Annotated in this window: 18 protein-coding genes; 15 read left to right on the top strand and 3 right to left on the bottom strand. The window is 38.0% G+C overall.

All coding sequences use genetic code 11. The features are described 5' to 3' along the window. Positions 1 to 32: 32 nt before the first annotated feature. The 3 genes from ACQWU4_RS10915 to ACQWU4_RS10905 all read right to left on the bottom strand — a co-directional run bounded on the left by ACQWU4_RS10915 (position 33) and on the right by ACQWU4_RS10905 (position 1926). Entirely contained in the window at positions 33 to 482 is a 450-nt protein-coding gene (locus tag ACQWU4_RS10915) for a GNAT family N-acetyltransferase (RefSeq protein WP_429935793.1), read from the bottom strand. Beyond that, a complete protein-coding gene (gene yihA, locus ACQWU4_RS10910) occupies positions 475 to 1098 on the bottom strand; it encodes a ribosome biogenesis GTP-binding protein YihA/YsxC (RefSeq protein ID WP_429935792.1) in 624 nt (207 codons plus the stop codon). The genes ACQWU4_RS10915 and yihA overlap by 8 nt, the downstream gene beginning before the upstream one ends. 66 nt (positions 1099 to 1164) lie before the next feature. Continuing rightward, the gene (locus ACQWU4_RS10905; RefSeq protein WP_429935791.1) at positions 1165 to 1926 is read right to left on the bottom strand and encodes an alpha/beta fold hydrolase; all 762 of its coding nucleotides are present in this window, start codon (positions 1924 to 1926) and stop codon (positions 1165 to 1167) included. 272 nt (positions 1927 to 2198) lie between these two features. On the opposite strand from ACQWU4_RS10905, the gene mraZ reads away from it, so the two are divergent. The 15 genes from mraZ to ACQWU4_RS10830 all read left to right on the top strand — a co-directional run bounded on the left by mraZ (position 2199) and on the right by ACQWU4_RS10830 (position 19577). Next, positions 2199 to 2657, top strand: coding sequence for a division/cell wall cluster transcriptional repressor MraZ (mraZ, locus tag ACQWU4_RS10900; RefSeq protein ID WP_048501622.1), 459 nt, complete (start codon positions 2199 to 2201; stop codon positions 2655 to 2657). A 43-nt stretch (positions 2658 to 2700) separates the two neighbouring features. Then, entirely contained in the window at positions 2701 to 3594 is an 894-nt protein-coding gene (gene rsmH, locus ACQWU4_RS10895; RefSeq protein ID WP_429935790.1) for a 16S rRNA (cytosine(1402)-N(4))-methyltransferase RsmH, read from the top strand. A 64-nt stretch (positions 3595 to 3658) separates the two neighbouring features. Further along, positions 3659 to 4024 (top strand): FtsL-like putative cell division protein, encoded by a 366-nt coding sequence (locus tag ACQWU4_RS10890; RefSeq protein ID WP_184163148.1) that lies wholly within the window; start codon positions 3659 to 3661, stop codon positions 4022 to 4024. Next, positions 4008 to 5999, top strand: coding sequence for a penicillin-binding transpeptidase domain-containing protein (locus ACQWU4_RS10885; protein ID WP_429935789.1), 1992 nt, complete (start codon positions 4008 to 4010; stop codon positions 5997 to 5999). Before ACQWU4_RS10890 ends, ACQWU4_RS10885 begins: the two co-directional genes overlap by 17 nt. 33 nt (positions 6000 to 6032) lie before the next feature. After that, a complete protein-coding gene (locus ACQWU4_RS10880) occupies positions 6033 to 7493 on the top strand; it encodes a UDP-N-acetylmuramoyl-L-alanyl-D-glutamate--2,6-diaminopimelate ligase (RefSeq protein ID WP_429935788.1) in 1461 nt (486 codons plus the stop codon). A 76-nt stretch (positions 7494 to 7569) separates the two neighbouring features. Continuing rightward, positions 7570 to 8811, top strand: coding sequence for a phospho-N-acetylmuramoyl-pentapeptide-transferase (gene mraY / locus ACQWU4_RS10875; RefSeq protein ID WP_429935787.1), 1242 nt, complete (start codon positions 7570 to 7572; stop codon positions 8809 to 8811). 85 nt (positions 8812 to 8896) lie between these two features. After that, positions 8897 to 10225, top strand: a complete 1329-nt coding sequence (gene murD / locus ACQWU4_RS10870) for a UDP-N-acetylmuramoyl-L-alanine--D-glutamate ligase (protein ID WP_429935786.1) — start codon at positions 8897 to 8899, stop codon at positions 10223 to 10225. Positions 10226 to 10304: 79 nt separating this feature from the next. Beyond that, complete coding sequence (locus ACQWU4_RS10865) at positions 10305 to 11543, top strand: FtsW/RodA/SpoVE family cell cycle protein (RefSeq protein WP_429935785.1); 1239 nt, start codon at positions 10305 to 10307, stop codon at positions 11541 to 11543. A gap of 28 nt (positions 11544 to 11571) precedes the next feature. Next, entirely contained in the window at positions 11572 to 12672 is a 1101-nt protein-coding gene (murG, locus tag ACQWU4_RS10860; protein ID WP_429935784.1) for an undecaprenyldiphospho-muramoylpentapeptide beta-N-acetylglucosaminyltransferase, read from the top strand. Then, entirely contained in the window at positions 12669 to 13148 is a 480-nt protein-coding gene (locus tag ACQWU4_RS10855; protein WP_429935783.1) for a hypothetical protein, read from the top strand. Before murG ends, ACQWU4_RS10855 begins: the two co-directional genes overlap by 4 nt. Positions 13149 to 13161: 13 nt before the next feature. Beyond that, positions 13162 to 14520, top strand: a complete 1359-nt coding sequence (gene murC, locus ACQWU4_RS10850) for a UDP-N-acetylmuramate--L-alanine ligase (RefSeq protein WP_429935782.1) — start codon at positions 13162 to 13164, stop codon at positions 14518 to 14520. A gap of 87 nt (positions 14521 to 14607) precedes the next feature. Continuing rightward, a complete protein-coding gene (locus ACQWU4_RS10845) occupies positions 14608 to 15573 on the top strand; it encodes a cell division protein FtsQ/DivIB (protein ID WP_429935781.1) in 966 nt (321 codons plus the stop codon). A 96-nt stretch (positions 15574 to 15669) separates the two neighbouring features. Next, a complete protein-coding gene (gene ftsA, locus ACQWU4_RS10840; protein ID WP_429935780.1) occupies positions 15670 to 17052 on the top strand; it encodes a cell division protein FtsA in 1383 nt (460 codons plus the stop codon). Positions 17053 to 17129: 77 nt separating this feature from the next. Then, complete coding sequence (ftsZ, locus tag ACQWU4_RS10835) at positions 17130 to 19040, top strand: cell division protein FtsZ (protein WP_429935779.1); 1911 nt, start codon at positions 17130 to 17132, stop codon at positions 19038 to 19040. A gap of 90 nt (positions 19041 to 19130) precedes the next feature. Beyond that, positions 19131 to 19577: a GatB/YqeY domain-containing protein gene (locus tag ACQWU4_RS10830; protein WP_429935778.1), complete on the top strand. Its 447-nt coding sequence runs from the start codon at positions 19131 to 19133 to the stop codon at positions 19575 to 19577. Positions 19578 to 19714: the final 137 nt, after the last annotated feature.

Raw genomic sequence — 19714 nt, 5'->3', positions numbered from 1 at the left:
TATAAAAAAAGCGAAGAATAATCTTCGCTTTTTTATTTTTTAATCATTTCCGTATGCGGAATATCATCCTCCAGATATTTCTTACCTGTATCTATAAATCCAAATTCAGAATAAAACCTTAATAAATAATCCTGCGCTGAAATCTTAATTTCAGAAGTATGAAAACGGTTTTCTATAGTTTCCACAGCATATTTGATCAGCTGCCTTCCCAGATTTTTACCCCTTGCTTTTTCCGTCGTAAGAACCCTTCCGAAAGAAGTCTCCTCATACTTAATTCCTTTGTCAAAAACACGGCAGTATGCAAGAATTTCCTCATTTTCTTCAGCCCATATGTGGATAGCCTTCTGATCATAATTATCCAGGTCCGGATAAGGACAGTTCTGCTCAATCACAAAAACATCAATACGTGCTTTTAAGATTGCATACAGCTCAGGAACAGTAAACTCATCAAAGGTTTTTATTTTCCAGATTATATTACTCATCAAAACTTACATTATTATTTTTCAAAAAGTCATTGGTCTTCTGAATGAAATTCAGGATTTCATCACCGCCGGTTTTCTTTTCCGCAGATGTTACATACAGTTCAGGCAGATCTTCCCACGTTTTATGAAGCTCATTCTTATAGTTTTCTACATTTTGAATCGCAACATTAGGCTTCAACTTATCAACTTTTGTAAAAACAACCGAAAAAGGGATTCCGCTTTCTCCGCACCACTGGATAAATTCCAGATCAATCTTTTGCGGAGTATGTCTGGAATCCACCAAAACGAAAAGATTCACCAGATTTCTTCTGTTCAAAATATAGTTTGTGATCAGCTTCTCAAAATCCTTTCTTATCGATTTCGAAACCTTTGCATATCCATAACCCGGTAAATCTGTGAGATACCAGTCTTCATTCACCAAAAAATGATTGATCAGCTGTGTTTTTCCTGGAGTTCCGGAAGTTTTTGCCAAATCTTTGTGATTCATCATTGCATTGATCAATGATGATTTTCCAACATTAGACCTTCCGATAAAAGCATATTCAGGTATAGTAGGTTCAGGGCATTCCTGCCATTTTCCACTACTCTTTACAAAATTTGCTGTTTTAATAACCATTTCTTCGAATATTTTTAGAAAAACAAACCATTAAGAAAAGCTCTTAATGGTTTATTATTATTTGTTTTAAACTTTGTCTTTTAACCAGCTGTAGAGAATTTCATTGAATTCATCCGGCTTTTCCATCATCGCTGCATGTCCGCATTTTTCAATCCAGAACAGATCTGAATTTGGAATAAACTTATGCATATCTTCAGCCACTTCAGGAGGCGTTACATTATCCTGTTTCCCCCAGATCAGACATGTTGGAGTCAGAATTTTAGGAAGATCGTTCAGCATATTGTGTTTGATCGCACTTCTGGCCAGCATTACCGTTTTTATCCCTTTCATTCTGTCATTCACTACAGCAAAAACCTCATCTACAAGATCTTCTGTAGCAACAGCCGGGTCATAGAACACTTCTTCCGTTTTCTTTCTTATATAGGAACGGTCATTCTTTCTTGGAAAGCTGTCTCCGAACGTTCTTTCATACAATCCTGAGCTTCCTGTTAAAACGAGATTCTTTACCAAATCAGGTCTTGCCAGAGTCAGGATAAGTCCCACATGTCCCCCCATAGAGTTTCCTACGATGGTTACAGGACCTGAAATATGACTTTCTATAAACTTAATAATATATTTTGCAAGAGTGGTAAGATTAGTATTGAGTACCGGCAGATCGTAGATAGGTAACTGGGGAACATACACCTTGTACCCTTTTTCCGAAAAAAAATCTACCATCTTATCGAAATTACTCAAACCACCCATTAAACCGTGCAACAGCACCAATGGATGTCCTTCTCCCGCCTCTACAAAAGTATATTTCTTTTCTTTTTTTGTACTAAATATCATAAAATGCCTTAATAAAGCTCTGCAAAAATACAAATTAAACCTCAAAAAAATTTTGATTACCCTAATTTAAAGTAAAAATAATATAATATCATCCTTTTTCTTTATTTTTTTCAAAACCGCATTGTTATGGACTAAATAACAGTTTTTACAACAGCCAACATATCAAACACTTACCAAGCCCAAATTGAATCTTTTATAAAACTTATTAACATTAAGTCAAAAAGTGGGAAAAAGTGGGAAATTTTGGAAATTATTATATAAATTTGTCCCAAATGAAAAGTTTCATTGGAACATATGAGTGTAAAATTGACGACAAAGGCCGTTTAAAAGTTCCCTCCTCCCTGATCAAACAGATGGAAAACTTCGACGATAAGGCGTTTGTAGTCAAGAGATCTGTGTTCCAACCTTGCCTGGAAGTCTACCCTATGAATGCATGGGATAAGCTGATGGGCAAGATAAATAAACTGAACAGATTCATTAAAAAGAATGCTGATTTCATTCGAATGTTTACGGCAGGGGTAAAAACAGTAGAACTGGACAATGCAGGAAGACTTCAGATCTCGAAAGATCTGGTCCATTTTGCAAACCTCCAGAAAGATACTGTAATTACCAGCGCAGGAGAGCTTTTTGAAATTTGGGATAAAGAAGCCTATGAAAAGGTGATTTCTACCAACGAAGCTGATTTTGCGAGCCTTGCTGAAGATGTAATGGGCTCTTTCGATGAAGAATAAACAATACTTGTTATAAAAAACAAGGTAAAAAACACAATTAAGTATGTACCACAACCCCGTTTTATTGAAGCAGAGCGTTGATGATTTGGTGACGAATCCTGACGGAATTTACGTGGACTGCACTTTTGGAGGCGGAGGCCACTCAAGAGAGATTTTGAGCAGGCTTTCAGAGAAAGGAAAACTTTTCAGTTTTGACCAGGATTTAGACGCACTTAAAAATACAATTGATGATTCAAGATTTACACTGGTTAATCAGAACTTCAGGTTTCTGGAAAATTCCATGCTGATGTATGGCTTTTCTCAGATTGACGGAGTACTGGCAGATCTTGGAGTTTCTTCCCACCAGTTTGATGAAGCAGAAAGAGGTTTTTCTACAAGAAACAATGCCCCTCTTGACATGAGAATGAATGTTATGCAAAGCCTCGATGCAAAAAGAGTGATCAATGAATATGAAGAAACGGAGCTTGCAGACATTTTTTATCACTATGGCGAACTGAGAGAAGCAAGAAAACTGGCGAGAGATATTGTTCATCACAGAAAAACAAAGACCATTACAACAACCGAGGATCTGAAAAAGCTTTTCAGCTACCTTCCGCCTCATAAGGTGAATAAATTCTATGCACAGCTTTTCCAGGCAATCAGGATAGAAGTTAACCAGGAGCTTGAAGCTTTGAAAGAAATGCTTGTTCAGGCTCTGAATATTTTAAAACCAGGAGGAAGACTCGTGGTGATCTCTTATCATTCATTGGAAGACCGTCTGGTAAAAAGATTCCTGAAAAACGGAATGTTTGAAGGAGAGCAGGAAAGAGATATCTACGGAAATTATAAAAAGGTATTTGAATTGCTTAAGAGTAAAGCGATCATCCCGGATGATAAGGAGATTGAAGAAAACTCAAGAGCAAGAAGTGCAAAAATGAGAACAGGAATTAAAGTATAAATGATATATGAATGATGAGCGATTCAGATCAATTATCATTTATCAATCATCAATTATAAACAGCGTGGCAAAAAGAACAACAAACCGCCCTCAGAAGAAACTCACTTTTATAGACATTATAAAAGGAAACTTTCTGAACCGTGATGAGATCAAAACTCATTACAAGTATTTTTTACTGTTGTTTGTATTGATGATGGCGATGATTTACAGTAATCATCTCGTCAATAAGAAAATTAAAATTGTCAACGCTTTAAAAGAAGAAACAGAAGAATATAAATCGAGAAACGCTTACGCACAAAGTAAGCTGATCAAAGTAAAAATGGAATCGGAACTGGGGAAGGAAGTAGCAAAGGACTCACTAATGACCCTGGAAAACCATCCTCATAAACTGCTAATAAAACTGGACAGTACAGATGCAAAAACAAAATGAGTACGACAACAAACGTAAGAAAACGTTAAGGTGGGGCTATCTCTTCGCAGTGGGAGTCCTGTGCGTATTTGTGATGTTCCTTGCAAGGATAGTAATCCTGCAAAACACCAATGTTCAGGAAATTAAAGACGATTACATTAATAAAAACTATCGTGAAGCCACTTTAAAGGCTGCCCGCGGAAACCTTTTTGCCTCGGACGGATCTATTCTGGCAACAACAGTGATGCGCTATGATATCTATCTTGACTTCAAAACGATGAAAGATACGATCTACAACAACAATATCGGCGCTTTGACAGATTCTTTAAGCAAAATGTTCGGAAAATCCAGAGGAGAATTCAGACAGAAATTTGACGAGCAGAAGAAAAAGAAAAACCAGTACTACACTTTAGTGAAAGGTCTTGATTTTGACCAATATGACAGAATCAGAAACTTTCCTATTTTCAAAAAAGGTAAAAACAAAGGCGGATTCATTGTAGACAGGAATTATAAAAGAGAATTGGCCACTTCAGAAATCGGAGCCGGAACCATCGGTATGGATAATGGTGAAGTAAAGGCTGGTCTGGAAGGTGCTTTTTCAAAATATCTTACAGGAACCGACGGAAAAAGACTGGAACAAAGAATTAATTCATCACAATGGAAGCCTATCGATTACTGGAAAGTAAAAGAACCTGTTGACGGCGAAGATGTTTACACCACCTTAGACCTTAGAATTCAGGATATTGCACACTCCGCTTTAGAGAAACAGCTGATTACTTTTGAAGCCAAGCATGGAACGGTAATCGTAATGGAAACAGAAACCGGAAAAGTAAAAGCTTTAGTTAATCTAAGAAGAACAGATTCAGGAGAATATGAAGATTCTTACAACTATGCTTTAAAAGATAATATCGAACCCGGATCTACCTTTAAAACGATTTCACTTTTAGCAGCAATGGACGATGGCTTTATTGATGAAAATACAACCGTAAATGTAGGAGGCGGTGTCTGGACCTATGCGAAACAGAGGATTTCAGACGGACACGGTGGAGGAACTTACGACATCAGTGATGTTTTGGCAAAATCAAGTAACGTGGGAACTGCAAAACTGATCACAAAGTATTATGCAGACAAACCACAGATTTTCCTTGACCACCTGAAAAGATGGAAATTATTCGATAAAATGGATATCGAGCTTCCGGGAATCACAAAACCAAAGATTGTGACACCGGAAAACAAGAGATGGAACGCTGCAACACTGGCCTCTATCTCCTATGGGTATTCATCAAATATCAACCTGTTACAGTTAGCAACTTTCTATAATGGAGTTGCTAATGGAGGAAAAATGCTTAAACCTCTGTTCATCGAAAAGATCGTGAAAGAAGGAAAAGTAGTTTACAACGCAAAACCTGAAGTAATGGTCAATAAAATGGCATCGGAAAAAGCAATTAAAATGATGACCAGCGCTCTGACTAAAGCTGTAGAAAAGGGAACCGGACGAAGCATCTTTACTCCCAACCTGAAAATGGCAGGAAAAACAGGAACCGCAAGATTTGAATACTGGTTACCGGGTCCTATGAAATACCGCGCATCATTTGCCGGCTTCTATCCTGCAGATCATCCGAAATATACGTGTTATGTAATGATCAGTGAGCCTAATACGGCAAAAGGGTTTTATGGCGCAGCCGTTTCAGCTCCGGTATTTAAGGAAATTGCAGGAAAAACATTCCTGAAAACGCCTCAGAATATTGAAAAAGAAATGCTTGTAGACAGAAAGGTAAACCTAAGTAAAATGGTAGAGCCTAATGTTAAAATAGCAGTAAATAATAAACAAATGCCGAGTGTGGTTGGACTGATTGGTAAAAACATCATTCCACAGTTGGAAAATTTAGGATATAGAGTTGATTATAAAGGCGTTGGACGAATCAAAGAGCAATTCCCGCTGGAAGGCACAGTAATCAGCAAAAATCAGAGAATATATTTGTCTCTGCAGAATTAGAATTAAAAAGCAGGAATTCCTGCCAGATATAAAATGATAATAACAGAATTATTAAAAAGAATCCCAGTTTTAGAAATTCACGGTGATGATTCCCGTGAGATTGCAGAATTGGTTTTCGACAGCAGAAAGATTACGGAAAACTCACTCTATGTTGCAGTGAGAGGAACCGTTGCGGACGGACATTCATACATTGCATCATCTGTTGAAAAAGGTGCAAAAGCAGTAGTGTGCGAAGAATTTCCGGAAACACTGAATGAAAATGTAACCTATGTGAAGGTGAAAGATTCATCTAAAGCTTTGGGACATTTAGCTTCCAACTTCTATGGAAATCCATCCCAGAAGCTTAAATTAATCGGAGTTACCGGAACCAATGGAAAAACATCTGTTTCTACCCTTCTTTTTGATGTATTCAAAAATCTGGGCTATGATTCGGCATTGCTTTCTACTGTGGAAATCAGAATTGGCGACAAAGTAATTCCGGCTACTCATACCACGCCGGACGTTATTACCATCAATAAAATTCTAGCTCAGGCTGTTGAGGAAGGTTGCGAATTTGCCTTTATGGAGGTAAGCTCCCACGGAATTGCTCAAAACAGAATCGAAGGCTTGCATTTTAAAGTGGCAGGGTTCACCAACCTTACCCACGATCATTTAGATTATCATAAAACATTCGACGAGTATCTGAAAACCAAAAAGAGATTTTTTGATGAACTCGAAGATACCGCTGTAGCCATCACCAATGTTGATGATAAAAACGGAATGATAATGCTTCAGAATACAAAGGCAAAGAAAAAGTCTTACGCTCTGAAAACCATGGCAGATTATCACGGAAAATCTCTAGAAATTGATTTCAACGGAATGCTGCTGAACTTCAACGGAAAAGAATTCTGGACAACACTGACAGGAAAATTCAATATCTATAATGTATTGCTGGTTTTCGGGATTGCTACGGAATTAGGTTTCGGGCAGGATGAAATTCTGCAGGCCATCAGCAAACTGAAAAGAGTTTCCGGAAGATTTGAAACATTCAAATCAGATGGAGGAATCTTTTTCATCGTGGATTATGCACATACACCTGATGCTCTGGAAAATATCCTGGACAGCATCAATGATATCAGAACAAAAAACGAAAGACTGATCACCGTTTTTGGCTGCGGGGGCGACAGAGATCACTCAAAAAGACCTGAAATGGGAAATATTGCCACTAAAAAATCAACACTGGCAATCATCACTTCAGATAATCCGAGAACGGAAGATCCCTCGCAGATCATCAAAGAAATTGAAGCAGGCGTTGAACCTCAGAATTTCAGCAAGTACACTTCAATTCCGGACAGAAAAGAAGCAATAAAAATGGCGATAAAATTCGCAGAACCAAAAGATATAGTGCTGGTAGCCGGAAAAGGCCACGAAAACTATCAGGACATTAATGGTGTAAAACATCATTTTGACGACAAAGAAACGATAAACGAGCTTTGGAAGTTAATGAGCAAATAAATTTATAATCGATTATTGGGAAACTCTAATTTATCATTCATCAGTAATCACTTATCATTTATTAATAATTGAAACTATGTTATACTATCTATACGAATATCTAACCAGTCAGGGAATCCACATACCAGGATTAGGAATGCTGAAATACATTTCTTTCCGTGCCGGAATAGCTGTGCTGTTTTCACTGATCATTGCTCTTGTATACGGAAAGAGGATCATCAATTACCTTAGAGGGAAACAGATGGGCGAGCTGGTGCGTGATCTTGGATTAGACGGACAAAAGCAAAAAGAAGGGACTCCTACCATGGGAGGACTTATCATTATTATTGCAACGATTATTCCGGTTCTTCTCTTCACGAGAATTACCAATGTCTATATTGTTCTGCTTCTGGTTTCAATGTTATGGATGGGTGCCATTGGTTTCCTGGATGATTATCTGAAGAAAATCAAGAAAAATAAAGACGGTCTGAGCGGAAAATTTAAAATTGTCGGTCAGGTCGGATTAGGGCTAATTGTCGGAATTACAATGTATTTCCACCCCGACATCACCGTTAAAAGAAAATATGCGGATGCAAAAGTAGTAAACAGAAACAATGTAGAGCAGAATTTTATGCCAACAGAAAAAATCACAGTTTCTACAGTCCCTTTTGCTAAAAATAATGAGTTCGACTATAGTGGAATTCTGTTTTGGATGAGTGATAAAGATGCCCACGAATGGGCATGGATCGTCTTTATCCCAATCGTTATTTTCATTGTAACCGCCGTATCAAACGGAGCAAATATTACAGACGGGATTGATGGTCTCGCAGCAGGAACCAGTGTAGTCATACTGCTTACTCTTGCCCTGTTTGCCTACCTTTCCGGGAACATCATCTTTGCGGATTACCTCAATATCATGTTCCTCCCAAATATGGGTGAAACCACCATTTTTGCAGTAGCCATGGTAGGTGCCGTAATCGGTTTCTTCTGGTACAATACTTATCCCGCACAGGTTTTTATGGGTGATACCGGAAGTTTAATGCTGGGAGGTGTAATTGCCGTTTTAGCAATCATCTTAAGAAAAGAATTATTGATTCCTGTTTTATGCGGGATCTTCCTGATTGAAAACATATCTGTAATGCTGCAGGTCGTTGTTTTCAAATACAGAAAAAGAAAATACGGGCTGGAATATGCCCAGAATAACAGATTTTTTAGAATGTCACCATTACACCACCACTATCAGAAAGGCGGTTTCCATGAAAGTAAGATCGTAAACAGAATGATCATCATCGGGGTAATGCTGGCTATTGTATGCCTGATCACATTAAAAATGAGATAAAAATTTTGTGTAAAGTATGAAGTGTTAATACAAAACCAAATTACATTAATACATTTTACATTATACATTTTACAAAAGAATAAATATGAAAATAGTTGTTTTAGGAGGTGGAGAGAGCGGATGCGGAGCTGCTTATTTAGCGAAAAAACGAGGCCTGGAAGTTTTTCTTTCGGACAAGGGAGCTATTAAGAATAACTATAAGCAGTTTTTAACCGAAAATGAAATTGAATTTGAAGAAGGAAACCACAACGAAGAAAGGATTTTAGATGCAGACTGGATTGTAAAAAGCCCGGGAATTCCGAAAAAGGCAGAAATGATTCATAAAATTCATGACAAAGGAATCAGACTTTCCTCTGAAATTGAATTTGCTTCAGAATTTACAGATGCCAAGATCATTGCCATTACAGGAAGCAACGGAAAAACAACAACAACTTCCCTGATCTACTATATCCTGAAAAATGACGGACTGAATGTAGGATTGGGAGGAAATATAGGATACAGCTTTGCCAAGCAGGTTGCCGATGAGAATCATGAATATTATGTTCTGGAAGTAAGTTCTTTCCAGCTAGATGATATCCAGAATTTCAGACCTTATATTTCTCTGTTATTGAATCTGTCTCAGGATCACCTGGATCAGTACAACTATAACTACGAGGAATATGCTTTGGCTAAATTCAGAATTGCTGAAAATCAGGAAAATGATAATTTCTTCATTTACAACAAAGATGACGAAATGAGTAAAAACATCCTGGAAAAGCTGGAAATAAAAGCAAAAATGATCCCTTTCTCTACAAAAGAACAGTTATCTGAAGGGGGATTTATTAATAACGATGAGATCGTGGTAAAAATGAAGGATGAATTCTCAATGAAAATTGATAAGCTTTCTCTTCTTGGAAACCACAATGTTGCCAACAGCTTAGCCGCATCTATTGCAGGTAAAATATTGGAAATCAATAACGAAAGCATCAGAAATTCCCTGATGACTTTCCAGGCGGTAGAACACAGACTTGAATTCGTGACAGAAACCAATGGTGTGAAATTCATCAATGACAGTAAGGCAACGAATGTAAATGCCACCTATTATGCCTTAGAAAGCATGAAAAATCCAACGGTTTGGATTGTAGGAGGATTAGATAAAGGAAACGACTACTCAGAGATTGAGGACCTAGTTAAAAGAAAAGTAAAAGCCATTGTCTGTTTAGGTATAGACAATACGAAGATTATAGACTTCTTTAAAGGTAAAAAAGAATTCATCTATGACACTTCAAGCATGGAAGAAGCCGTGAAAATATCAAAATCACTGGCAAAAAGCGGAGATACCGTTTTACTTTCCCCATGCTGTGCAAGCTTCGACCTTTTCAAAAGCTATGAAGACAGAGGAAGGCAGTTTAAGGAGCAGGTTTTAAAGAATTAAGAATTAAGAATTAACAATGAACATTTAGTAATCTTGAAAAAATTCTTCATTATTAATTTTTCATTATTCATTAAATAAAATGGACGAACAAAACACAGAAAACAGAATTGAATTTCTAAAGGGCGATAAAGTACTTTGGATGGTCATCCTTGTGATCTCCATTTTCTCTATCTTCCCGGTGTACTCTGCAAGTTCAAATCTGGAATATATCGTTAATAACGGGACCACTACAGGTCACGTTATCAAGCATATGTTCTTTGTGGTGTTAGGTTTGGTCATCATGAGAGTTGTGGGAGTGATAAAATACGAATACATCGGAAAACTCAGCAGTATCCTGCTCGGTTTAATGATTGTACTTCTTGTTGTCACAATGTTTACAGGACAGACCATTGACGGGGCCAGTGCTTCCAGATGGCTTAAAATTCCCGGAACACCCATCTCATTCCAGCCTTCGTCATTTGCATTTTTAATGCTCGTGATTTATCTATGTAGGTATCTGACCAAGAAAATAACACGGGAAAGACTTCCTATAGAGAATATTATGTACATCTTCGGGCCTATCCTTCTCGTATTTGTACTGGTAGCAAAGGATAATGGTTCTACAGCATTGATGATCCTTATGGTTTCCGTAATTGTACTGGTGATAGGACAGCTTCACTGGAAATACATTGCAGGATTTATTTCAGCATCATTCATTGCTATTGTTCTTTTCCTGATTATTGCATTAAACACCAACCTCATCGGTGGAAACCGTGTACATACATGGATGAGCCGTATTGAAACATTTACATCCAGCAAAGCAAAAACAGCTGATGTAGATGACGAAAGCGTGAAAGCTAAAAACTACCAGGTAATGCAGGCCAAAGCAGCCATTGTTCACGGCGGAATTACCGGAATGGGACCTGGAAAAAGTGCATTAAAACAAATGCTTCCACAGTCTGCCTCCGACTTTATTTTTGCCGTAATTGTAGAAGAATATGGTTTGATTGGTGCCGCTTTCCTTATCAGTTTATATCTTATTATGATGATCAGAATTGTAATGATTGCCAGCAAAATGCCCGCCTTTTTCGGGTCCCTGCTCGTGCTCAGTCTCGGGGTGATGATCTTCATACAGCTTTCCGTAAATATTGCAGTAGCCGTTAATCTGATCCCGGTTACAGGACAGCCATTACCGCTGATAAGTTACGGAGGAACATCCATGCTGGTAACCTACCTTCAGCTTGGAATTATTTTAAACATAAGCTCAAGAATCCAGATATATGATGAAGAAGGAATGGGCAAAAAACAAAGTGTAGCAGAAATTAATGATATTGCTTAAACAGCTGATATCAATAACAACATAAACAATGAACAAAAAACTAAAAGTAGTATTATCCGGCGGCGGAACAGGAGGACATATCTTCCCGGCCATTGCCATTGCAGATGAAATCAGAAAAAGATTTCCTGATACCGAGTTTTTGTTCATTGGAGCCAACGGAAAAATGGAAATGGAAAAAGTTCCGCAGGCTGGCTATAAAATTGAAGGAATTGATATTGCAGGAATCGACAGGGGAAATATCCTGTCCAATTTAGGTTTGCCTTTCAAAATTCTGAAGAGTTTATCTAAATCCAAAAAGATCCTTAAAAGTTTCGCTCCGGATTTTGCCGTAGGAACGGGAGGCTTTGCAAGCGGTCCTGCTTTATATGAAGCAAGTAAATTGGGAATTCCCATCTTCATTCAGGAGCAGAACGCCCATGCAGGTGTTACCAATAAAATTTTAAGCAAAAAAGCGAAGGCAGTTTTCACAGCTTATCCAAAAGTAGAAGGCTTCCCTTCCGAAAAAATAAAATTCCTGGGTAATCCTATTCGTGAGAATATCGTTTCAGGAATGCAGGAAACCGTTCAGGCAAAAGAAAAAATGGGACTGGATAAGGAAAAACTGACGATTCTCTCCGTTGGCGGTTCTTTAGGCTCAAGAACATTAAATAACGGATGGAAAGATAATCTTAAAAAACTAAAAGAAAAAGGTTATCAATTAATCTGGCAAACCGGAAAGCTTGATTATAAAGAATTGAGCAATGAATCCCGGATCTCAGATCTCGGATCTCAAATCCAGTTGAAAGAATTTATCAAAGATATGGAATTGGCCTACTCTGCAGCTGACATTATTGTTTCCAGAGCAGGAGCCATCGCCATTTCAGAACTGGCAGTAGCCAAAAAGCCGGTTCTTCTGGTACCTTTCCCGTTTGCAGCAGAAGATCATCAGACCAAAAATGCTATGAACCTGGTTGAAAAAAATGCGGCAAGAATGGTAAAAGACTCTGAAATGCAGGAAAAATTCTGGACAACATTGCAGGAAATCTGTGAAAACGGAAATCTAAGAAATGAAATGTCTGAAAACCTGGAATATTTTGCAAAACCCAATGCAGCAAAAGAAATTGTAGATGAAATTTTAAGCAAAATATGAAAACTAAATTATTAACAACCCTGCTGATTTGCTTTTTTGCAAATCTTTTCACGGCACAAACACTTGTGAAAACCGCAGATATTAAGATATCATCAATAGCTGCCCATTTGAAAAGCAAAGGCTATGAAATTTTAGAACAGGAAGAAGATTATATTAAAATAAGCAATAAAGAAAAGTCAATATTATTCCTAGATATTGATACGGGAAAGAAATACTTTAATTTAAATGCAAATATTCTTATAAACAAAGATGTAAGCAAAGATAAGATCGATAAAATCTTACTTGAAATTAACAACCTGGCAATGATAAAAGCAGATTATCTGCCGGAAGAAACTGCAATAGGATTTCAGTACTATTTCTGGATTGCCAATGGGTTTACTTATGAAACATTAGAAGATGCAATAGAAGAGTTTTTCTTATATCAGGGCGATTCCTATGCATTAGATAAAGAGAAAATTATTTTCAATTATCAATAATTATAGCTTAAAAATGAAATTATTAGAAACATATCAGACTTTTTATTTCGTTGGCATCGGAGGTATCGGAATGAGTGCTTTGGCACGCTATTTCAATGCTTCCGGTAAGAAAGTGCTGGGTTACGACAAAACCAACACCAAGCTTACGGAACAGCTGATGAAAGAAGGAATTGATATTGTTTTTGAAGATCATATTAACGGGAAAATAACCAACCTTCAAAAAGAAGACACGTTGGTAATCTACACCCCCGCTATCAAAACCCTTGGAATTCTGGACTATTTTAACCAGAATCAGTTTGAAGTTTTAAAACGTGCAAAAGTTTTAGGTCTGATTACAGAAAATACAGAATGTATCGCCGTAGCCGGAACCCACGGAAAAACAACCACTTCTACACTGGTTTCACACCTGTGTAAAGAAGCAGACCTTCCGTTTTCATGTTTTCTGGGGGGGATCTCTGAGAATTTCAGATCAAATTTTCTGTATAACGGTGCAAAATATTCAGTCGTAGAAGCTGATGAATACGACAGAAGCTTTCTGAACCTTTCCCCGGACTGGGCTGTAGTAACATCTACGGATGCAGACCATCTGGATATTTATGGTGATAAAAACCATATTGAAGAAGGTTTCAAGCAGTTTGCAGCACTTGTTCCGGATGACAAACAATTGTTTGTAAGAAAAGGACTTGATATTGGCAGAGCACATAAGACATATGCTGTAAATGAAGCAGCAGATTACTATTCGGATAACCTTCGTATGGATCATGATAAGATCTATTTTGATTTCCATACTCCAGATGAAACCGTAAAAGATTTTGTCTGGGAAATCCCGGGAATCCACAACGTGGAAAATGCTACTGCTGCGCTGGCCATTCTTCACAATTTAGGAGTAGATTTTGAGACTCTGAAAAAGGCAATTGCCAATTTTAAAGGAATTAAAAGAAGATATACCAAACATATTTATCCGAATGGTAAAATTTATATTGATGATTATGCACACCACCCTACAGAGATCAATGCGGTAGTAAGCTCCATCAAAACATTTTATCCCGATAAAAAGTTGTTAGTGGTCTTCCAGCCTCACCTTTTCAGCAGAACAAGGGATTTTGCAGATGGATTTGCAGAAAGCTTAAGCAAAGCAGATGAGCTGATTCTTTTAGATATTTACCCTGCAAGGGAACTTCAGGAAAATTTTGAAGGAATAACCTCCGGCTGGCTATTGGAAAAAGTGAATTTAGATAAAAAAGCAAAATCGGATTTATCCGGTGCTTTTGAAAAAATAAAAGAAAAAGATTTTGATATCCTTCTCACAGTAGGCGCAGGAAATATAGATACCCTGTACGACCCTATCTGTGAATGGATCGAGAAAATATAAAAAGTAGTAATGTATTTACGTATTGATGAATTTACAAACACAAAATCATGAATACATTTTACACTAATACATGTATACATTTAAAGTATGAAAAACAAATACAGAATATTAAAAATTGTTGTCACAGTGATCATCCTCGGGTTACTGCTGAGTTTCTCATTGAAGAGATTCAGCGGCCAGAAGATCACGGACAATAAGATTTCTGTAAAAATGAATGAAAAAACACCCGTATACTTTATTGATGAAAAAGATATCCGGGAAATTGTAAAAAAAGAAAACCCTTCCGGAAAGGTTGGAGATCTGAACATTCCTGTACTTGAAAAGAAGATCAACGCGCTCCCGGCTGTAGACAGTGCCAATGTCTACTTAAACCTGAACGGAAAGCTGTATCTGGATATCAGACAGAGAGTGCCTGTTTTCAGATTAAATAAGGATGGAAAAGATTTTTATGTAGACAATAAAGGAACTGAATTTCCTATTTCCAAAACCTACTCGCATCCGTGTATGCTGGTAACCGGAAATGTAAAGCCGGATGAATATGCAAAACTGGCAGAACTTGTAGAAAAAATTGATAAGGACGATTTCAGTAAAAAATTCTTTATCGGAATTTCAAAAAGCAAAGACGATTATAATCTCCTGACGAGTGACGGAAATTATAAAGTGGAAATAGGTGATCTTGACAATATTGAATTTAAAGTAAAGGGTCTGAAAACCTTTGTGGAGAAATATCTTGTATTTCAGGATCCCCAAAAATACAGCATGGTTTCTGTAAAATACCAGAACCAGATTGTAACCACTTTAAACCCCTATTTCAAAGAAAACGACAGTATTCTGAAAGCAGGAAATAAAGAACTGGCAAAAACCCCGGTTCAGGCAGCAGTTAAGAAACCCGATGTTTTACCCAAAACTTCGGATATAAAAAAGGCAAAGACACCTTCAGCAAAGCCTAAGGAAAAAGTAAAGCCCAAAACGGTTACCAAACCAAAGGAAACCAAAAAGACAGAGAAAAAGCCAACGGCTACAAAGCCTAAAGCCAAAGTAAAAGTAGAATAAAAGAGTCCTAATGGACAATTTAGCATAAGACTGGATAAAGTCCAGCGTAGAAAAAACAAGGAAAAAAAGTAGAAAAAAAATCAAATCGACATACAAATGGAAAATCAAGAGTATTCAGTAGGTCTGGACATCGGGACAACAAAGATTGTTGCGATTGTCGGAAGGAGGAATGCACACGGGAAGATAGAAGTTCTCGGCGTTGGAAAGGCCAAAAGTCTTGGAGTTCATAAAGGAATTGTGAATAATATTTCACAAACCATTAATTCAATCAAGGCAGCCGTTTCTGAAGCACAATCCAGCGCAGGAGTTCCTATCCGTAAAGTAACAGTAGGTATTGCAGGAAAACATATCCGTTCTCTTCAGCATTCCGATTATATTATGCGTGAGCATCCTGATAAATTCATTACAGACGACGACATTGAAGCATTGAAAGACCAGGTAAAGAAACTGGTTATGCTTCCGGGTGAAGAAATCATCCACGTTCTTCCTCAGGAATATAAAGTAGATTCTGAAGGGGAAATTCAGGAACCGGTAGGAATGCACGGAAAACGTTTAGAAGCTAATTTTCATGTGGTGGTAGGACAAATGGGCAGCATAAGAAACATCGCAAGATGCGTAAGAGAAGCCGGCCTTGAAATGGAAGCACTTACCCTTGAACCTTTGGCATCTTCAGAAGCTGTACTTACCAAAGAAGAAAAAGAAGCCGGTGTTGCTATTGTAGACATCGGAGGCGGTACTACAGATATTGCGATCTTCAAAGACAATATCATCCGTCATACCTGTGTAATTCCTTACGGAGGCGGTATCATTACGGAAGATATCAAAGAAGGCTGTTCCATTATAGAAAAACATGCGGAACAACTGAAAGTAAAATTCGGTTCTGCAGTTCCTGAACTGGAAAAAGACAGCACATTTGTTACCATTCCCGGACTTCATGGAAGGCCGGATAAGGAAATTTCCCTTAAAACTCTGGCTCAGATCATCAACGCCAGAGTAGAAGAAATCCTGGAAATGGTGAATACAGAATTAAAAGCTTACGGAGCATTCGAGCAAAAGAAAAAGCTGATTGCAGGGATTGTCCTTACAGGTGGTGGATCCAACCTGAAACATCTTCGTCAGCTTGCCAATTATACAACAGGTTTTGACAGCAGAATCGGTTTTGCCAACGAATATATTGCCAATGACAAAAACCAGTACCTGAAAGGCCCGGAATTTGCTACTTCAATCGGCTTACTGATGGAGAGTTTAAAGATCCGTGACAAAAAACAGGGAGCTGAAGCAGAAGAGGCCGTTGAAGAACAACCTGTGAAAACAGAAGCTGCTGTAATACAGACAGAAACAGTTCAGCAGGCTCAGCCGGCAGCTGTAGTTCAGGAACAGGCGGTTGTTAATGAGCAGCAGGAAAACAGAAGAGCGAAACTCACTTTTGGGCAGTCGCTTATGGAAAAAGTTAAAAAATTCTTTGAAGAAGTAGAATAAAGTATAAATGATGAATGATAAGTGATAAATAATTTTTCCTTATCAATTATTAATTATCAACTATAAAAAGCATAGTTATGGAAAACATAGGTACACAAGGATTTTCATTTGATTTGCCAAAAGGAAATTCATCCATCATAAAAGTAATCGGTGTAGGAGGCGGTGGAAACAACGCACTGAAACACATGTACGAGAAAGGTATTTACGGAGTAGATTTCGTAATCTGTAATACCGATGCCCAAACCTTAGACAATAACCCGGTTGCCAACAAAGTACAGCTTGGTACTACCATTACAGAAGGTCTTGGTGCAGGAGCAGACCCTGAAGTTGGGGAAAAATCTGCTATCGAAAGCATCGAAGAGATCAAAGCTGCTATGGGCCAGAATACCAAAATGGTGTTCATCACTGCCGGAATGGGTGGTGGTACGGGTACCGGAGCCGCTCCGGTTATTGCCAAAGTAGCTAAAGACATGGGAATTCTTACAGTAGGTATCGTTACCGTTCCTTTCAGTTTTGAAGGAAAAAGAAGACTTGAGCAGGCAGAAAACGGTCTCGAAAAATTAAGAAATAATGTTGATTCACTTATTGTAATCAATAATGATAAACTGAGACAGCAGTTCGGAAACCTTGGATTCAAACAGGGATTCTCAAAAGCCGATGAAGTTTTAACCAATGCCGCGAAAGGAATGGCAGAAGTTATTACCGGTTACTTTGATGTAAACATTGACTTTAGAGATGCTAAATCTGTACTTCAGAACTCCGGTACAGCCCTTATGTCTACAGGAATTGCTTCAGGAGAAAACAAAGCCGAAGAAGCCGTTAAAAAAGCACTGGACTCCCCGTTGTTGAATGACAACAAGATCACTGGTGCCAAAAACGTTCTTCTATTGATCAGAAGTGGTGCTGAAGAAGTTACCATGGATGAGATCGGAGTAATTATGGACCACATCCAGAAAGAAGCAGGAAATACAGCTGATATTATTTTCGGGGTGGGTGCTGATGAGGAACTGGGAGATTCTGTAAGCGTTCTTGTGATTGCTACAGGTTTTTCTAATGACAGCAAAAAGTTTGCTGGTCCTACAGAAAAGATCAGAATCAGTCTTAATGACAGCCTTGACACTCCAAAAACGTCTCCTTTTAAAACAAGAGAAGAAAGAGAAACAGCTCCTGAAACAACACATGATTTCGGTGGAAAACATACTTTCAGACTGGATGATGAAGACAGTGATTCTCCGCAATTCGGTATCACTACTTCTGAAAAAAAAATGATTATTGAGGAAGAAGAAATCAAAACAGAAATCAAATTCTTTGATAAAGAGGAAGACACCCAGAATAACTGGAGAAATGAAAAGGAATCTGAAGAAGAGTCTTACAGCTTATTCTCTTACGATGAAGAAGGAGAAGATCCTAACGATCTTGAAATTGAATCTTTTAAATTTGACTTTGATGCCAAAAAAGATGAAACTCCATCTACACCCGTAACTCGTGCTTTCTCAGATGATAAACCTGTTGAGTTCAGCTTCTTCGTAAACAATCAGCCTTCATCCAGTGAGCCTAAGACAGATTTCGGACAGCCAAAAGCAGAGTTTACAGCTCCTGCAAGCGCGGTAACTGAAATTCCTGTTCAGGCAGCTGAAACCATCTTCCAGACAAGACAGGAAGAGCCAAAAGCTGAAACAAAGCCTGCTTTTGAAGAAAAAGTTGAAATTGAAACTCCAAAACCTGCAGAATCAGAATTCACTTTCGTGAATAAAACGGTTGATCAGGAAAGAATAGTGGAGAGAAGAAACAAATTAAAAGAATTCAACTCACGCTATCAGAGTTTTGACAGTACAAGTGAATTCGAATCTGTTCCTGCCTTCAAAAGAAAGAATATCTCTATTGACGGAACCAATGCATCAGACCAGAATATCAACACATATCTGTCTGACAACAACGGATCTATGCAGGTGAGAGAAAACAGATTTTTAAATAAAGATGTTGACTAAATAATGTAACAATGTATCAATTTAACAGTGTAGCAATTGCTTGTTCAAATTGGTACATTGATGCACTTTTACATTGATAAATTATATACCATGAGTTTAGAAAATACTATAAGCGAAGCAATTAAAACAGCTATGAGAGAGAAAGACAGGGTTGCCCTGGATTCTCTGAGAGCTGTAAAAGCTCAAATTTTACTTCTACAAACTGAAGCCAGAGGAGCTGAAGTTTCTGCAGAGCAGGAAATTGCCATTCTTCAAAGAATGATCAAGCAGCGTAAAGATTCCTTCGAGCAGTTTTCTGCACAGGGAAGAAATGACCTTGCAGAAGTGGAAGATGCCCAAATGAAAGTGATTGAGAAGTTTTTACCTAAACAGCTTAGTCCGGAAGAACTGGAAGCAGAAATTAAGAATATTATTGCCCAGACCGGAGCTGAGTCTGCCAAAGACCTGGGAAAGGTAATGGGAGCAGCTTCAAAAGCTTTAGCCGGAAAGTCTGACGGAAAGAGTATTTCCGAAATGGCGAAAAAGCTACTTTCTTAAAAAACTACGTGTTTCTGTTCGGGATACAATTATAACCCGGAACATGAAGCACAACCCTTAAAACAGGATATTCAACCTTTGCATATCGATTTGATTAAAGAATCCCGGAACGCTCGCGTTCCGGGATTCATTTTGGA

The organism is Chryseobacterium sp. MIQD13 (genome assembly GCF_050496705.1).
Classification (GTDB): domain Bacteria; phylum Bacteroidota; class Bacteroidia; order Flavobacteriales; family Weeksellaceae; genus Chryseobacterium.
Note: the sequence above shows the minus strand (reverse complement) of the source record. Positions and strands in the feature narration are given on the sequence as shown.

Coding starts and splice junctions, on each gene's coding strand:
- ACQWU4_RS10865 (WP_429935785.1), top strand. CDS start 10,305: ATGGACGAACAAAACACAGAAAACAGAATTGAATTTCTAAAGGGCGAT.
- mraY (WP_429935787.1), top strand. CDS start 7,570: ATGTTATACTATCTATACGAATATCTAACCAGTCAGGGAATCCACATA.
- ACQWU4_RS10915 (WP_429935793.1), bottom strand. CDS start 482: ATGAGTAATATAATCTGGAAAATAAAAACCTTTGATGAGTTTACTGTT.
- ACQWU4_RS10855 (WP_429935783.1), top strand. CDS start 12,669: ATGAAAACTAAATTATTAACAACCCTGCTGATTTGCTTTTTTGCAAAT.
- ftsA (WP_429935780.1), top strand. CDS start 15,670: ATGGAAAATCAAGAGTATTCAGTAGGTCTGGACATCGGGACAACAAAG.
- mraZ (WP_048501622.1), top strand. CDS start 2,199: ATGAAAAGTTTCATTGGAACATATGAGTGTAAAATTGACGACAAAGGC.
- ACQWU4_RS10885 (WP_429935789.1), top strand. CDS start 4,008: ATGCAAAAACAAAATGAGTACGACAACAAACGTAAGAAAACGTTAAGG.
- murC (WP_429935782.1), top strand. CDS start 13,162: ATGAAATTATTAGAAACATATCAGACTTTTTATTTCGTTGGCATCGGA.
- murG (WP_429935784.1), top strand. CDS start 11,572: ATGAACAAAAAACTAAAAGTAGTATTATCCGGCGGCGGAACAGGAGGA.
- ACQWU4_RS10845 (WP_429935781.1), top strand. CDS start 14,608: ATGAAAAACAAATACAGAATATTAAAAATTGTTGTCACAGTGATCATC.
- ACQWU4_RS10830 (WP_429935778.1), top strand. CDS start 19,131: ATGAGTTTAGAAAATACTATAAGCGAAGCAATTAAAACAGCTATGAGA.
- ACQWU4_RS10905 (WP_429935791.1), bottom strand. CDS start 1,926: ATGATATTTAGTACAAAAAAAGAAAAGAAATATACTTTTGTAGAGGCG.
- murD (WP_429935786.1), top strand. CDS start 8,897: ATGAAAATAGTTGTTTTAGGAGGTGGAGAGAGCGGATGCGGAGCTGCT.
- yihA (WP_429935792.1), bottom strand. CDS start 1,098: ATGGTTATTAAAACAGCAAATTTTGTAAAGAGTAGTGGAAAATGGCAG.
- ACQWU4_RS10880 (WP_429935788.1), top strand. CDS start 6,033: ATGATAATAACAGAATTATTAAAAAGAATCCCAGTTTTAGAAATTCAC.
- ftsZ (WP_429935779.1), top strand. CDS start 17,130: ATGGAAAACATAGGTACACAAGGATTTTCATTTGATTTGCCAAAAGGA.
- rsmH (WP_429935790.1), top strand. CDS start 2,701: ATGTACCACAACCCCGTTTTATTGAAGCAGAGCGTTGATGATTTGGTG.